General features: G+C 41.3%; 13 protein-coding genes and 1 riboswitch. Of the genes, 4 read left to right on the forward strand and 9 right to left on the reverse strand.

The features are described from left to right. Positions 1-36: 36 nt before the first annotated feature. Complete coding sequence (locus LCU_RS07260; protein ID WP_056966847.1) at positions 37-1,434, reverse strand: glycoside hydrolase family 1 protein; 1,398 nt, start codon at positions 1,432-1,434, stop codon at positions 37-39. 152 nt (positions 1,435-1,586) lie between these two features. Here LCU_RS07260 and celB point away from each other — a divergent pair, with 152 nt between their 5' ends. Further along, positions 1,587-2,858, forward strand: coding sequence for a PTS cellobiose transporter subunit IIC (gene celB / locus LCU_RS07265; RefSeq protein WP_056966845.1), 1,272 nt, complete (start codon positions 1,587-1,589; stop codon positions 2,856-2,858). 57 nt (positions 2,859-2,915) lie between these two features. Beyond that, complete coding sequence (locus LCU_RS07270) at positions 2,916-3,635, forward strand: GntR family transcriptional regulator (protein WP_004270964.1); 720 nt, start codon at positions 2,916-2,918, stop codon at positions 3,633-3,635. Positions 3,636-3,686: 51 nt separating this feature from the next. Here LCU_RS07270 and LCU_RS07275 read toward each other — a convergent pair whose 3' ends face one another. The 4 genes from LCU_RS07275 to LCU_RS07290 all read right to left on the reverse strand — a co-directional run bounded on the left by LCU_RS07275 (position 3,687) and on the right by LCU_RS07290 (position 9,899). Continuing rightward, the gene (locus tag LCU_RS07275) at positions 3,687-6,515 is read right to left on the reverse strand and encodes a YhgE/Pip family protein (RefSeq protein ID WP_174795734.1); all 2,829 of its coding nucleotides are present in this window, start codon (positions 6,513-6,515) and stop codon (positions 3,687-3,689) included. Positions 6,516-6,739: 224 nt separating this feature from the next. Then, the gene (gene serS, locus LCU_RS07280) at positions 6,740-8,020 is read right to left on the reverse strand and encodes a serine--tRNA ligase (protein WP_128486129.1); all 1,281 of its coding nucleotides are present in this window, start codon (positions 8,018-8,020) and stop codon (positions 6,740-6,742) included. Positions 8,021-8,315: 295 nt separating this feature from the next. After that, positions 8,316-9,071 carry a hypothetical protein gene (locus LCU_RS07285; protein ID WP_054644118.1) on the reverse strand — a complete coding sequence of 252 codons (756 nt, stop codon included), beginning with the start codon at positions 9,069-9,071 and terminating at the stop codon, positions 8,316-8,318. A gap of 45 nt (positions 9,072-9,116) precedes the next feature. Next, positions 9,117-9,899 carry a helix-turn-helix domain-containing protein gene (locus LCU_RS07290; RefSeq protein ID WP_056966246.1) on the reverse strand — a complete coding sequence of 261 codons (783 nt, stop codon included), beginning with the start codon at positions 9,897-9,899 and terminating at the stop codon, positions 9,117-9,119. 207 nt (positions 9,900-10,106) lie between these two features. Between LCU_RS07290 and LCU_RS07295 the strand changes: the two genes are divergently transcribed. After that, positions 10,107-10,775 (forward strand): deoxynucleoside kinase, encoded by a 669-nt coding sequence (locus LCU_RS07295; RefSeq protein ID WP_004271313.1) that lies wholly within the window; start codon positions 10,107-10,109, stop codon positions 10,773-10,775. 45 nt (positions 10,776-10,820) lie between these two features. Here the strand turns inward: LCU_RS07295 and LCU_RS07300 are convergent, their stop codons facing one another. The 3 genes from LCU_RS07300 to LCU_RS07310 all read right to left on the reverse strand — a co-directional run bounded on the left by LCU_RS07300 (position 10,821) and on the right by LCU_RS07310 (position 13,504). Then, positions 10,821-12,398, reverse strand: a complete 1,578-nt coding sequence (locus tag LCU_RS07300; RefSeq protein WP_056966247.1) for a helix-turn-helix domain-containing protein — start codon at positions 12,396-12,398, stop codon at positions 10,821-10,823. Between the two features lie 184 nt (positions 12,399-12,582). Then, positions 12,583-13,047 carry a hypothetical protein gene (locus tag LCU_RS07305; protein ID WP_208642714.1) on the reverse strand — a complete coding sequence of 155 codons (465 nt, stop codon included), beginning with the start codon at positions 13,045-13,047 and terminating at the stop codon, positions 12,583-12,585. Beyond that, the gene (locus LCU_RS07310; protein ID WP_054644114.1) at positions 12,986-13,504 is read right to left on the reverse strand and encodes a hypothetical protein; all 519 of its coding nucleotides are present in this window, start codon (positions 13,502-13,504) and stop codon (positions 12,986-12,988) included. Before LCU_RS07310 ends, LCU_RS07305 begins: the two co-directional genes overlap by 62 nt. A 164-nt stretch (positions 13,505-13,668) precedes the next feature. Between LCU_RS07310 and LCU_RS07315 the strand changes: the two genes are divergently transcribed. Continuing rightward, entirely contained in the window at positions 13,669-15,084 is a 1,416-nt protein-coding gene (locus tag LCU_RS07315) for a polysaccharide deacetylase family protein (RefSeq protein ID WP_056966249.1), read from the forward strand. Positions 15,085-15,153: 69 nt separating this feature from the next. On the opposite strand, the gene LCU_RS07320 is transcribed toward LCU_RS07315, so the two are convergent. Continuing rightward, positions 15,154-16,584 (reverse strand): amino acid permease, encoded by a 1,431-nt coding sequence (locus tag LCU_RS07320; RefSeq protein ID WP_039098828.1) that lies wholly within the window; start codon positions 16,582-16,584, stop codon positions 15,154-15,156. A 117-nt stretch (positions 16,585-16,701) separates the two neighbouring features. Further along, positions 16,702-16,879, reverse strand: a riboswitch (Lysine riboswitch). Positions 16,880-16,919 lie beyond the last annotated feature (40 nt).

The following is a 16,919-nucleotide window of genomic DNA, read 5'->3' on the forward strand; positions in this document are numbered from 1 at the left end:
AACGATTGTTTCGTCGATTGTGCTTTTTCAATTCGATTAGGCTTCAAACCCATTTTGATCAGCGACTTGCTTGAACCAATGACCTGATTTTTTAATCGTCCGTTGGCAATCATGGTCTAAGTCCACCGCAATAAAACCGTAGCGGTTCTTATAGGCGTTGGTCCATGACCAGTTATCCATACACGTCCACATATGATAACCGAGACAGCTACTCCCTTCTTGGAGGGCTTGATGGACATACTTCAAATGATCCTGTACAAATTCAATCCGGTAGTCATCATCAATCTGGCCATCGGCATTGCGATAACGTTCTTCGCCTTCAACGCCCATCCCGTTTTCCGAAATGAAGCAAGCAATGTTGCCGTAATTTTCGCGGACGTTCTTTAAAATATCGTAAATCCCACGTTCGTAGATTTCCCACCCGCGATACGGATTGACTTTCTTACCCGGCATATCGTAATTGTCGAAAAAATCATCCGGCATCGGGCCGTTTGTATGGTCGATTGGGGTTTCCTTGGCCTTCACGCGCCGTGGTTGATAATAATTAATCCCCAATAAATCCACAGTGTTCGCCTTAATCAATGCCAAGTCAGCTGGTTGATAGTCGGGTAAGATGGCTAGATCTTTTAAAATCGCGACCAAATCAGCGGGGAATTCCCCCTTCACGGCAGGATCTAAGAATGAACGGTTGAAAAAAGCATCTGCAATTTGTGCGGCTTTCACATCTGCCGGATTAGTCGCATCCCGGGGATAACTTGGGGTTAAGTTAAGGATAATGCCAATTTGTCCCCCTTGATTGCGTGCGTGATATTTTTGAATCGCCATCGCACTCGCTAATGTTTCGTGATAACCAACTTGTACCGCATGCGCTAAATTAATTTCAGCTGGATAGTGGAACTGATATAAATAGCCGCCTTCAACCGGCACAATCGGTTCATTGTGTGTGAACCATTTCTTCACCCGATCCCCAAATAATTCAAAACAGGTTTCAGCATAATGAACGTAAGCATCAACCGTCTCACGATTGAGCCAACCACCTTTTTTCTGGAGTGCTAGCGGCATATCAAAATGGTATAAATTCATAAACGGTTCGATGCCGTTTGCGATTAATTCGTCGATGTACGCATTATAAAAATCGACAGCTTGTAGATTAATCTCCCCCGTACCTTGTGGAAACAACCGACTCCATTGAATCGATGTCCGAAAACTATTGTGTCCTGTTTGTTTCATCAATTGGATATCACTTTTGAATTGTTGATACACATCAGAGGTCCGCGCTGGGCCCACTTGGTTAAAAAACTTTTCTGGCGCTTGTTGATACCAATAATCCCAAATATTATCGCCCTTACCATCACCGTCAATCCGGCCTTCTGTTTGGGGACCACTTGCTGCTGAACCCCACCAAAAATCCTTTGGAAAGTCATAAAAAGTCATCGCTAGCACTCCTTCTTGTTTGAATAGCCTCAGTATATCAGCTTCTTTTTAAAAAACCAACTCTTTTATTTAAATGTCTAGACTTTTCAAAAAGAGCGTGCTATATTGAGAATGTAATCGATTGCAAACACATGTAAAGGACGGTGCTCTACGTGAATACTTTTATGGACACGCTTAGCAAGAAAATCATGCCTTTCGCAAATAAGTTAGGCCAAAATCGTTACCTAACTGTTCTACGAGACGCATTTATGCTTTCATTCCCATTGACGATGTTTGGATCAATCATCGTCGTTATCACTAACCTGCCATTTTTCAACGATGCCACCAAAGCGACCCTAACGGAACTCCTTGGTAATGGACAAAATGCCACAATGTCAATCATGACGGTCTTCGTCACATTCGGGATTGGTTATTATCTTTCTAATTCATATGATGTGGACGGAATTTTCGGCGGTGCTGTTTCATTCGCCAGTTTCCTAATCCTCACCCCATTCATGATGACCACCGATAAAGGCGTTGACGTTAGCGGTGTTTTAAGTCTCGATCGACTTGGCGCTAAAGGGATGTTCATTGGGATGATTGCGGCATTTATCGCTGCAGAAATTTATTGCCGGATTACTAAAAAAGGCTGGCAAATTAAGATGCCAGACGGTGTCCCACCTGCAGTTGCGAAATCATTCGCCGCTTTAATTCCAGCTATTTTAACCTTAACCATTTTCTTAGTCATTCAAGCGGCAGTCACTGGTTTATTCCATGTTAACTTGCACGACGTGATCTATGAAATTATTCAAAAACCACTCGTTGGTTTAGGTGGCAGTCTTCCTGCAACCCTAATCGCATTGTTCTTTGTCCAATTGCTCTGGTTCTTCGGTCTTCACGGGCAAATTATCGTCAACTCTGTAATGGATCCGATCTGGAACACATTAATGCTCGAAAACTTGGAAGCTTACAAAGCTGGCCATGCTTTACCACATATTGTCACGAAACCATTCATGGAAACTTTCACCGTAGGTCTCGGTGGTTCTGGGATGACATTAGCCGTCGTCTTACTGATGGCCTTTATCATGAAGAAAAAACAATACCGCGATGTCGGACGTTTGGCCTTGGCACCCGCTGTCTTCAACGTTAACGAACCTGTCATTTTCGGGTTCCCAATCGTTTTAAACGCCACAATTTTCATTCCATGGCTGATTGCACCACTGATTGTCACAGCGCTCAACTACACTGTAATGGCAATCGGATTGGTGCCTGCGCCAACTGGGGTTTCAGTCCCATGGACCGTCCCAATCTTCTTCAGTGGGATGCTCGCAACCAACTCAGTACTCGGCGGGATCTTACAACTCATTGACGTTGTGCTAGTCGGTCTCATCTGGTTCCCATTCATTAAAATGCTAGATCGCCAAAAAGATCCTCTGGCAAACTAAAGATTGTTTTACCCCGTTGTTTCCACTAAACTATAAGTAGAAAGCGGGGTATTTTTTTTGCCAAAATACGAAGAAATTGCCAACATTATTCGACAACGGATTAAACAAGGGCGCTATCCTGCTAATACGTTGTTACCCAATCAAACCGACTTAGTTCAAGAATTCGATGCCAGTCGAATGACGATCAAAAAAGCAATCACGATTTTAACGATGGAAGGACTCGTTCTATCACGACGCGGCGCTGGTACAAAGGTGTTAGACCACTCTTTTTGGAATAAATCAACGGCACCAGCGGATCAATACCGTGGGATGTCACGCGACTTAGCCGACATTGGTAAAACACTCTCAAGTAAGGTCATCACGTTTGAGGTGACTTTCCCAACGCCTGAGATTAAAGAGCGCTTAATGCTTGCTGATCAACAGCCCGTCTACAAAATCATTCGACTACGGATTATCGACGGCGTTAATAGCGTCCTCGAACATACCTACATGCCAGTGAGTCTAGTTCCCGGATTAACTGATGATGTTCTCGCACAGTCAATCTATACCTACCTTAAGGAGACCCTACACCTCACATTCGCGGGTGCCTTTCGCAATATTCAAGCCGACAAGGCCGATGAATATGACCAGCAATATCTGGACTGCGCCCCAACTGATCCCGTCTTAGAAGTTGAACAAGTTGTTTATCTCGATAATGGCCAACCGATTGAATACTCAAGAAGTCGCAACCGTTATGATCGCCGCGGTTATACATTCTTAGACGTTAAGAATACTTAATTGCACTAAAAAAAGCCTGCCAGCATTTAGCTGACAGGCTTTTTCTAGTGATTATTTTTCGACATCTTGTAATTTTTGGTTGTCGTCTAATTGTGAGCGACCACCATTGCCGATTTTTTGTAAATGATTCATTCCTAACCATAATAGCAAGAGTGCTACGACGATGAAGGCTAAGAGAACAAAGAATGATTGAACAATTTGACCGGTACCTAAACCAGATGTAATTGCTTCTCTGAGCCCTAGAATTGAATACGTCATTGGTAAGAATGGGTGAATGACGTTGTAGAAGTGGTTCGTGATTTCCATTGGGAATGTACCACCTGACCCCCCTAATTGAAGCATCAAGAGGACCATTGCTAAGAAACGACCAGGATTATCAAATGTCATTGATAAGAACATAATGATCGACATCGAAGCAAGTGAGAAGGTAATTGCCATTAGGAAGAATTGTGCTGGATGATCGACGTTTAATCCAGCAACCATCATTAAGGCAGGTTCGATAATTGCCATCCCGACAGCGACTAAAGCGCCAACCGTGATTTTACTTAAGAACCATGCTGTTGATGATTGACCAGTCATTGAGATCTTCCGAATTGGATAAGCAAAGTTGAAGACAATTGCGCCAACGAACAATGCTACTGAAAGGACGTAAGGTGCTAAGGCATGACCGTAGTTAGGCACATAGCTGTAATTTGAATGTTTCAATTCAGCAGGTGCAGCAAACATATCGGCTGTCTTATCCGTTAATTGAATTGAGTTAACTTCATTTGCACCAGATTTCAATGCAGATGCTAATGTTTTATTACCATCTGTTAATTGACCAGCACCATCTGTTAACTTAGCTGAGTTATCCGTTAATTGATTTGTACCAGCAGCTAATTGATCAACACCGCTTGTTAACGTTGGAATTTGACCATTTAATTGACCAAGACCATTGTTCAAGGCTGTTGAACCAGTTGCCAATTGACTGATACCACTTGTCAATTGAGGTACTTGGGCATTTAAAGCACCAGTACCGGCAGCAAGTGCAGATGAACCAGTTGCTAATTGGCTAACACCGCCTGTTAAGGCTGGAATTTGACCGTTTAATTGGTTTGTACCTGCGCTTGCTTGTGAAACACCAGCAGTGTAAGCATTTAATCCTGGAATTAAGCCCATTTGACTTGGTGTACCAACAAGGCCTAATTTCATTTGACGTAAACCAGCATTAATTGTTGTAGTTGCTTGAATAGCACCCATAGTTTCAGGTGTGTTACCTGTTCTAGTCAATCCGGCACTAACAGCAGCCAATCCACCCGTCAATTGATTAATTGCAGAATTAACACCATCTTTAAGAACTGGCGAAACTGGAGCAATACCATTGATTCCTCGCTTCAACTGTGCAAGACTCTGCATCAACGCAGTCATCTGTGTTTGAATCGATTTCAAATGTGCCTTATTATCAAGTGTATTTGCCTTAATTGAATTAACGTCAGTACCAGATGAAGCTAGTTGATTACCCGTTGCAGCAACACTTGCACCCGCACTTTGTAAAGCACTTGTTAATTTCTGAGCCAAGGCTGGATTACTCCCTAAGGCTGCTTGAATCTGTGGATCTGAAACAACCTCTGTAATTGCTTTTAATTGAGCACCAGTATTGGCGACCTGACTAGCAGCACTTGCACTTGAATCTTGATCATACAGCTTTGTATTCACTTGTTGGAGCGAACTACCTGTACTTGCAGTATTTGTAGCAATTGATGTTAAATCAGCCGTCACTTGATTACTAATTTGATCAGTTGCCGGATTATTGATACCTGCATATAACTGTTGAATAACATCGTTCACCTGAGTAAGTCCCGAGGTTAACTGGTCAATCTCTGGTGCACCAGTTTCTAATTGATTATCAATGGTTTGAGCGACATCTGTTAATGCTACATTCAATTTCTGGCTACCATCAATTAATTGATCAGTCCCACCATCTAATTGACCGACACCACCGACTAGTTGGCTACTACTACTATTTAATGTGTTTAAACCAGTACTTAGCTGAGTAACACCACTAGATAACGCACCTGTTTTACTGTTCAATGTTTGGAGACCAGCGTTTAACTGACCTGCACCGTTATCTAATTGGCTTGCGCCTGATGCGAGTGCACCCGTCTTGCTATCTAATAGTAGTAAGCCGTTGTTAAGTGTGTTTGAGCCATCAGCTAATTGTTTAACACCATCTGATAATGGCACAACGCTTGTTTTCATCGTCATGATACCATCGTTGACTTGAGCAACACCGGCTGTATAAACGTTCAAACCGTCTGATAACGTTACAGAACCGTCTGTTAATTGTTTGGCACCCTTGGCAGCAGTACTGAACCCTTTACCGGCAGTCTTAACCTGTTTGAACATCACTTTAGCGTAAGCATTTGTGACAGTTTCCCGAACTTGGGCGTTCAATTCCTTGGCACCCATTTCACTGATAACTTCACCGATGAAGTTCAATGAATCGTTGGTTTTGTATTGAATTTGCATCTTCTTAGGATTCTTATCCAAGACTGTAGCAGCATTGGCAGAGAAGTTCTTAGGTAGGGTCACTACAGTGTAGTATTCCTTATCTTTAAGCCCTTGTTGTGCTTTTTTTGCTGATACGAAACGCCAACCAAGTTGGTCGTTTTTCTTCAATTCTTTTACCATATCTTTACCAGCGCTCAACGTTTCACCGTTGTAAGTGGCTGGCTGATCATTATTAACGACAGCGACTGGTAATTCACCAGTGCTACCATAAGGGTCCCAGACAGATTTAAGGAAAAAGATACTGTACAAGAATGGAATAAACACGATTGCGATTAACGAAATCATGATTAAACGATTCTTGGCAATGAACTTAAATTCGTTTTGGATCATCTTCATGCTAAAATCTCCTTTAATTATATAAGTTGCTTAATTGATTACATTCAATATCCACGATAACTAAATTAGTCTAACCTTTTTTCATTTAAATTTCAAGTCTTATGCGCCAAACTATTCTCTATTCACAACTGTTTCTAATCTAACAAAAAAAGACGGTCGTTATTTATATAACAACCGTCTCCCTTATGGAAGAAACAAATGACTTCCTATTAAATTAATTATTTTGCTTCAATCTTCGTCATGCCACCCATGTATGGTACCAATTGTTCTGGGATTGTGACGCTGCCGTCTTCGTTTTGATAGTTTTCCAAGATGGCGGCAACTGTCCGGCCGACTGCTAAGCCTGAGCCGTTCAATGTGTGGACCAAGTTGACATGGCCATCTTCGTCACGATAACGAATTTGGGCGCGGCGTGCTTGGAAGTCTGTACAATCTGAACAACTTGAGATTTCACGGTACGTATTTTGAGCTGGTAACCAAACTTCGATATCGTATGTCTTAGCTGATGTGAAGCTGGCATCGCCAGTTGCCAATGTGATGACGTGATATGGCAAGTTCAATGCTTTTAAGATATTTTCAGCATCGGCGGTCATTTTTTCTAGTTCATTGAATGATTCTTCTGGTTTCGTGAATTTCACCATTTCAACTTTGTTAAATTGATGCATCCGGATTAAACCACGGGTATCACGGCCGGCACTTCCTGCTTCTGAACGGAAAGCTGGTGATAAGGCAGTGAAGTAGATTGGCAATTGTGCGCCATCCAAGATTTCGTCGCGGTAGAAGTTCGTCAATGGCACTTCGGCGGTTGGAATCAAAGTCATGGGTTCGCCTTCGTTGGTCATTGTGTAAACATCTTCCGTAAACTTAGGAAATTGGCCAGTCCCAAACATTGATTCGCCATTCACTAAGTACGGCGTAATCATTTCTTCATAGCCTTCTTTAGCATGTTGATCCAACATGAAGTTATAAATGGCCCGTTCAAGACGTGCACCGGCACCCTTATAGTAAACAAAGCGACTACCTGATACTTTAGCGGCGCGTTCAAAGTCTAAGATGCCTAATTTTTCACCGATATCCCAGTGTGCTAATGGTTCAAAATCAAATTCACGGGGTGTTGACCATTTGCGTTCTTCACGGCTAAAACTTTCATCTGGGCCAACGGGTGCTGAATCATCTGGGAAGTTGGGTAAGCGGACTAAGATGTAGTCCACTTTGGCCTTCACTTCAGCCAATTCACTATCCAAAGCCTTGATTTCGGCCCCAACATTCTTCATGGCAGCGATTTGTTCAGTCGCATCTTCTTTATTGCGCTTGGCAACGGCAATGGCTTCTGAAGCAGCATTGCGATTTTTCTTCAATTCTTCGGTCTTCACAATTAAGGCACGGCGTTTTTCATCTAATGCGATGACCTCATCAATTTCTGCAGCTTGAACACCGCGGCTAGCTAACTTATCCTTTGCCCATTGGACATTTTCTCGAATGACTTTAATATCTAACATTGCACTCTCTCCTTTTAATGATCTTTAATTAACAACAATAAAAAAGCCTTCTCATCCCTTAATTGGGACGAAAAGACTTCAATTCGCGGTACCACCCAAGTTCACCCACTACAAATAATAGGTGCCCTCAATTACTGATAACGGCCAGGAACCGTGTAGTTCATCACTACCCACTATTGCGCTGGAATGCTGGATTCAATACCTTCCACCAACCGGTATCTCTCTGTCAATCCATATAGGCGCTTATTCACGTGTTTACTTCTTAATGTAAGAATACCGCATTTAATCTTTAAATTCAATCATCAATAGATGATTTTTGAATCCATAGACCCCGTAATAAACCGAGCATACGTCCAAAATGATCGCTATCTGCATTTTGATGCCATTTAAACATCACCGCTTCTGGGTTAACGATGCCAGTTAAATCAATGATCGAAGTCGTAACCACCATATCAGCATCCATTAAATCCGCGTCAGATTGACTAACATCCACATACAAAACACTATTCAGTGCAGTCATCAAATCAAAGTACCCGAGGAAGGATTGTTCCGTCACAACGACAACCTTCGCTTTATTCATCGGTGCAAACCGTTGAATCATCTGACGCAAGACGTTGTAGTAACCACTGACCAATTCTTCACGTAATTTGACTAAGAATGACACTTTCGGATTGATTAATAAGTAATCCACCGTATCATCAATATTTTGTTTTAGGACATCATTTGGCTTGAGATATTCAACACTTTCCATCATTTGGTCAGCGAGCACCGATGTCACATCTTGTTTAAACATGTACGTGGTCATCGTCATCGAAATCATCGTTTGCACGAAACCTTGATAATTCGCATCGTCTAAGTTTAGGTATTTCTTGATATCAAATGGAATTTGATCAATAAAAGCTTCTACAAATTCGTAAATCACTGGAATATACCGCTTGTATCGCGTTTCGTAAGATTCCATGTAGGGATTAGCATCCTGAATCTGAATCGGTCCAAAATTAATGATGTCATATATATTGAATGATTCAGCCATCGCTTCTTCTTGGGTCATTTGTGCAAGAATGCTCTTGATCCGTAAAGCTTGGTCTTCAAAGGGCTATTTTAGATATTCAGAAACCATATTGGGAACTGGATAACGGATAAAATCGCCATCTAGTTCAGTTGAAACCGTGTGACCTTGTAGTAATCGGAAATAGGTTAGGACGATTGAATACGCCCCTAGTTCACGGGTCAAAATATTGGTTTTTTCCAATTGGAACCGATCAATCGCAACATCGAACGCCTTAAGTGCATCGTCTCGTTTAACATCTTCAAAGGGCCAGGTATGCCCTTCCGTTGCCATCCAGAATAACATCGTTAAGACTAAATGAATTTTATTTTCGTCGCCTTCTAACCGAAGTGAATCATAATACATACGGATATCAAATGAGCGAATTAAGTCGCGCACCCCTTTTAAATGGCGTAGCGCCGTTGCCTTACTCGTATCATGGGCTTCCCAGAATTCTTGGAATGTAACGGTCTCACCCTTGAGTAAGATTTTGATAAAATCAAACGCTTCTGACTTATTCACTAATAAATAGTGATAGGCATCTGTTGGAACGCTGAACAAGGTTTTAATATCATCAACATCCGGTCCGATAATTTCCTTTAGGTCCCCAATAATGCTCATGTACATATTGTACAAGCTACCGTAACTGCGATTTAATAGCATTGCTACTTGTTTTAGATTCACATCTTCAACGAGCGGCTGATTATTACGCGATAGTTCAATCCGCTTTTTAACAGGCAACTCATCCCGTTTTAAACCAACAATCTCCATTAATAAGGCGTACTTATCATTTTCCGCTTGCGTTAGAAAAATACTCTCACTTGCGTTCAAACCGATTCCCCCTAGTAAAAATCCTTATAATTAGTAATTAATCCTACCATAAATTGTGCAAATAGTAACTATTGCGTTGTTTAAAATCAAAGATTGCTTTTTACGTCAGAAATGCTAGAATATTTAAGTGACGTTTGGTTGTAAAACACCATATGTTGTATATCAATAATAATTTAAACACATTTTATGGTCAAAAGAGGGAGACTGATGACATTGCTCGTACTTGCTGGCACAATTGGTGCAGGAAAAACTAGTTTAACCAAATATCTATCTGATCACTTAGGCACTGAAGCCTTTTACGAATCAGTAGACGATAATGAAGTATTACCATTATTCTACAAAGATCCAACTAAATATGCGTTCTTACTACAAATCTATTTCTTAAACAAACGATTTGATAGTATCAAACAAGCATATACAGATGATAACAACATCTTAGACCGTTCAATTTTCGAAGATTCATTACTCTTCCACTTGAACGCTGATCTTGGTCGCGCTACCGCAACCGAAGTCCGTGTCTACGACGAATTATTAGCCAACATGATGCAAGAATTGCCATTTGCTGCCCACAAGAAACGCCCTGACTTATTAATCCATGTACGCGTTAGTTTCGAAACAATGCTTTCACGGATTCAAAAACGTGGTCGTTCATACGAACAACTAGAAGCCGATCCAACCCTCTACGACTATTATAAAGAATTAAACAGCCGTTATGATGCTTGGTATGAAGCCTATGACGAAAGTCCCAAGATGCAAATCGATGGTGACAAATTAGACTTCGTTGAAAACGAAGCTGATCGTCAAAAAGTCATCGAAATGATTGACGAACGGGTGAAAGCCTTAAACGCAGAACAAGAAGCAAATATGGGTGCCTAATTGCACAAAAAAAGCCGTTCGACAAATTGTCGAACGGCTTTTTTATTATGCTTGGGTACCTTTTTGCATCCATAATTCATGAATAATGCCATACAGCCGGGCATAGTGATCGCTACTAGCATTTAAGCGCCACGTAAAATATAACGCCTCCGGATTAACGTTTTCGGGTAAGGCAATGCTCGACGTCCGAACAATCAGGTCTGCATCCCGTAAAGCTTCATCGGTCGTACTAACAGCGACATATTTGATATTATCGAGTGCTGTTAAGATATCCATATAGCCAATGTAATCTTGCTCAATCACGAGTGCGACCTTCACCTGGCTTACAGGATGATACTGCTGGATGACTTGTTGAATTAAATTATAGTAAGCCTTTATCAAATTCTCCCGCCCACTTGCTAAAAAACTAAAAGCTGGTTCGAATAAGAGGTAATCTACGGTATCACTAATTTTTTTATGGAGTAGTTCATTGGGTTTTAGCTGCGGCATACGAATGACTAATTCATTAAAAACGACAGAGGTCGCGTCCATCCCAAGGATATAGGTCGTCACCGTAGTCGTTAACAACGCATTTTTGAAAATATCATATGTGTGCTGCGAAATCTCTAACTCATGCATAATATCAAATGGAATACGCTCCAAAAAGGCAGTCACAAAACGATGAATTTCTGGTATATAACGTTCATCTGCCCAATCAGCAGTCACCTTAGTACTTGTTATTGAGCGTAACGGTACTGGACAATACCGTAACAAGAAGAATAGTCCAGCGGCTTCTGAACGCCCTTCCGTTAACGTTAACTCTGCCAAACAAGTTCGTAATCCCGTTGATTCTTTAGTGAAATCGGCTGCAAGTAAATCACTGATTAAATTAGGATAGGGATACCGAATAGTTGCTAATTTTTCATCGGGCTGCACGACTGCACCGGCCATCACTCGATAATAAGTTACTGCCAGAATCGTGGCGCCAATTTCGTGCGTTAATAGGTTAGGCTTTTGCAATTGAAATTCATCACAGACATAGTCAAAGGCCGACAAAACACATTCGTGATTGATTTCTTCAAATAGCCATTGATGCCCACCAGACGCCAACCAGTATAAGGCGGATAAGACCAATCGAATTGTCTTCTCATCACCTTCCAACCGGATTGGTTCGTATGAAACCCGTAAGTTGAAGGCGCGGGTTAGATCGCGGACTTGCTTCAAATGACGTAATACAGTTGCTTTACTACTATCATGCTCTGCTAAGAAGGTTTTAAACGATATATCCCCGCCCCGCAATAGAATCTGTACGAAATCATAGATGTCAGAATGTTGTACTAAATATAAATGATAGACATCACTTGGAATTGCGAAGAGTCGCTTAACATCATCTTCCTCCGTCCCTAATATTGCCTGCAGATCCCCAACAATACTGACATACGTATTGTATAAGCTACTATAATTACGGTCTAACAATGTTGCCACTTGCTTCAAATTGACGTCATCGATTAGTGCTTCGCCCTTTTTAGCCATGCTCATTCGTTTTTTAATGGGTAATTCATCCCATTTGACATTAATAATATCTAAGAAAAGAGCATACTTATCTTTTTCTGCCGATGTTAAATAAACACTATTGGTATCCACATTGCTTAACCCCTTGTTCCAAATAATTGATATATATTTTACCATCAATCGATATTAAAGCATAACCATTCTACAGCGATATTTGTTGCGTATAACAAAAGGCAATGCGTTATTAACACACACCGCCTCAAAAGCTGAAAATAATTTCGTCATCAGCTCTAATTAAACCTGACACGCTAATAACTTAAATCACCAATTGCCATTTCAAATCAGCATTATATGGGCCAATCTGATAAGCATCATTATAAGGTAGTGATAACTGTAACTGACTTTGTTTCCAACCAACTGTGGTTCCATAACTCGTTAAATCTTGCTCACTGATTGGCCGCTGTAGAATCCCATCAATCCATTGATTATCGGGTGACTCATTAGTTAATGCTTTTGCATCACTATCATTTAAGCGGTATTTAAAATTTTCTTGCATATAAAAGGGATTATTGGGTCGTTGATTTATCCCCAGATAGCCTAGTTGTAAATCAAAATGACTACACAACGGATTACATACGACTACTTTCGGCGCTTTTGGTGTACCATTATCTGCCACTTTTAGTTGTACACTTGGTACCTCATTTAGCGCAATCGTCCGATTAGTCCCCCCTACTTTGACCCAAAATTTCGTCATCAAACGTAATTGTTTTCGGGATGCCAACTTCTACTGCCCCGTTTAAAGTTAATTTGAATTGGAATTTATCAATTGGATTTAAATCATCATTTGCAATAGGTGCACTTGCCGCCTTTTCAGACAACGCAAACTCAATGTCGCTTGTCCGCATGACATCACAATGCAGCCCTTGCTCCGTAGTAGTCGGATTCCCTGTCTGATTCTGACTAGCATTAATTAGCTGTGCCATAAAGCTCTCCGATAAATGCAACTGCGAATCGGTTATCACCGGTTGCCACACTGCATTTTGATCTGCATTAACACGATAGTATAACCCAAAAGAATCAGGCGGGTTAACTAGGTCGACTTGTCCTGTAATCCCGTACTGCGGGGCCGCATGCAGTGTGCCATCCGCATAATTAAACTGCGCATGGCCATTCGATTTTACAGACTGTGCATTTTTGGCACCCGGATCAGCTAATGTGACAGAGCGAATCTCAGGCACCTGAATGCCTGGAAAATCGTGGCCCTGACCAAAAACGGCTTTATCATGATTGGGTGAAATCGGAGCATCGGGTATGTAGACTAGTTCACGAATAATACTTTCAAGTCGCGATTAAATTCAGTATACTAAATTTAGATAAACAAACTTACTGGAGGATAGTATTCATGCGGACTTGGCAAAAATGGACTTTGATTGTTCTGACACTCTTCTTAATACCCATTATGTATTTTGAGAACCAATATTTTATGAGAGAGCAGTTTAAACAGTCGCAAAAGAATATGCAGCAGTCAACTTTAAGTGATTTTAATGACCAAGCAAGCGGTCAGTACGCGGCCTTTAAAATCTACGCTGTAGCCAAACCGCATGGAAAAATCTATTATTTTGTCCCACAAAACCAAAATGGGGCCAATATCGATTTACAAAAACAAGAAGTCGCACTCGGTAATCAGCTTTATGCAAAAGCACACAAAGAATCACCCGACATTGACCATATCACGTTGTACGTCAGTTATACTGCTAAGAACTTGCAAGACAATACGTATGCTTTTAAGCCAACCGCCGAGGCTTATGGTTTTGTAAAATCACGGTTTAAGACCCGTTATCAACGCTTATTTTCACAAACTGGAACTGAAGCCATCTATGATATGCAGCACAATACAACATCGGTTTCGTTTAAAGATTTACAAAAAGATAGCACAACAATTCCGATGATTCGTCAACTTGCAATTAACCAACAATTACAAGCCCATGATTATACCCCCGAACAACTTACACAATTGGAAGCACTTGATTTCCCGGGAAATGATCAAGCAACCAATTTTGACTTTACAACAGATGGTCTAACATTGAAATTCGCAAAGAATCCTCTTGATATTGAAACAATTGCCCTGCCAATGGCAACGGTTGGTCCATACCTCAATCCCAACCTTGTCCCAGAAGACAATCAAATGCCTTCCAAAAAAGGTGGTGCTAAAAAGATTGCACTCACCTTTAATACGACATTAAAACCTAGCACTATTACGAGTGTCATTAATCAACTAAACGATTTAAACATCAAAGCAACTTTTTTCACTACTGGTAAAGCAGCTAAAGAACATCCGGATCAACTGAAGCAATTACTCAAAGCTGGCCATGTCGTTGGCACCCAAGCGTATAACAACGATGATGACTTGGATACAATGAGCGCGTCAGAAATTGCCGATAACCTCAAGCAAACCGATGCCGCCTACTTCAAAGCCAGTGGTCAATTGCCACACTTATTACGGGTCACAACCGAAACCCCTAGTACGGAATTAACAACCGCTGCTAGCCGGGCACTAATCGCTTGGAGTGTTGATTCGGAAGATTGGCGCTTAGATATTGATGCGCCGACAATTGCCAAAAATGTAAATGAGCGTATTACAGGTGGTGATCTTGTCCTACTGCACACAAGTGAGGCAACGATTAAGGCATTACCCGCAATTGCTAAAGAACAAACCGCTCAAAAACGACATTTCGTGACAGTCAACGAGCTCTTCAAGCAACGATTAACACCTTATCAACAATATTTCAAAGCTGGTGATCAACGCTCGCTACAATAACGCAAAAAGGCCCGACAACTTAAATTGTCGGGCCTTTTTGTAATCTAAACGTGCTCCGTAAGCCGCACGCTATTTATGTTTTGATAAATCAACTTCTTCTAGTGGAATCATCTTAGTTTTGTACCGTACTTTATAGTAAACATATAGTACGACAAACAATGGAATGCTCATATAACTAATCCCAATCGCTGTCCAATCGAAGTTCTTAAAGGCTTGAATATCTTGCCCTGCAATCACCAATAAACAAAGCACGAATGCAAAAATGGGACCAAATGGGAACCAACGTGCATGATATTTCAATTCGCTCAACTGATGACCTTGTGCCTTGAACGCACGACGGAAACGATAATGTGACACAGCAATTCCTAACCAAGCAATAAACCCAGTCAACCCACTAGCTGCCACTAAGAATAAATAAATCCGAGTTCCAAAAATACTTGTCACAAAGGTTAAAGCTCCTATGATTGTTGTACCAATCAGTGCCATTACTGGGACGCCACGTTTGCTTGTCTTAGCGAAAATTTTAGCTGCATAGCCATCTTCAGCCATTGACCACAACATCCGGGATGAAGCGTACATCCCTGAGTTTGCCGCTGATAACACTGATGTTAAGATCACTGCGTTCATGATGCTGGCTGCAGAAGCTAACCCAGCCCGTTTGAACACTAACGTAAATGGACTAACAGCAATATTCGTTTCACTCGCGCCCAACAATGAGTGGCTATCATAAGGAATTAAACAAGCAATCACGAAGATTGAAAGAATATAAAATAGCAGAATGCGCCAGAAAACTTGTTTAATGGCCTTTGGAATACTCTTTTCTGGGGTCTTTGATTCACCAGCTGTAATCCCAATTAGTTCGGTGCCTTGGAATGAGAAGCCAGCAATGACGAAGACACTCAACATCATTGGTAACCCACCAACAAATGGGGCCTTCTTATAAGTGAAGTTACTCAAGCCAGTATGATGGCCACCCATAATCCCGAGAATCGTTAGTAACCCAACACCTAAGAAAATAATGACCGTAATCACTTTGATTAACGCAAACCAATATTCCGTTTCGCCGAATGATTTAACACTCGTGATGTTAATCAAGAAAATTAATAATAGTGCGACTAAGCTAAAAATCCACCCTGGCATATCAGGAAGCCAGAATTCCGTAACGAGTGCCGCGGTACTAATATCAACCGCCAACGTAATCGCCCAGTTAAACCAATAATTCCACCCTAACGCAAAACCAAGGGCTGGATCAACAAACCGCGTTGCATAGGTTGAGAAAGAACCTGAGACAGGCAAGTACGTTGCCATTTCACCCAAACTGGTCATCAAGAAGAAGACCATAATCCCAATCCCACAATAGGCTAACAATGCACCACCTGGACCTGCCTTTGCAATTGCTGAACCACTTGTCACAAACAAGCCCGTCCCGATACTACCGCCCAACGCAATCATCGAAAGATGCCGCGTCTTTAACTCCCGCTTCATTTCATTTCCTGCCATAATACTTCGCTCTTTTCTCTATGATTTCAAGAAAAAGCCCCAACCACGTTCTAGCAAACAAAAAAACAGTCTTTTTGTCTGCTAAAAACGACAAAAAGACTGATAGCCTTATAATATCCGTTGATAGCGCCCCGTAACATTTCGTTACGACAGTCCTTGATTTATTCAACCAAGTCCCAACATCAAAATGAATAAGCAAATTGACATTTCGGCAAATTCCCCTTTAATTATCCCTCATTACTGCTTAGTCAGTTCAGGGTAACGACTCATGGTTTTTGCGACCTCTTATCTTGTTAGAAATGAGTATACAGAATTCACACAACCACGTCAATTAT

It is taken from the genome of Latilactobacillus curvatus JCM 1096 = DSM 20019, assembly GCF_004101845.1.
GTDB lineage: Bacteria > Bacillota > Bacilli > Lactobacillales > Lactobacillaceae > Latilactobacillus > Latilactobacillus curvatus.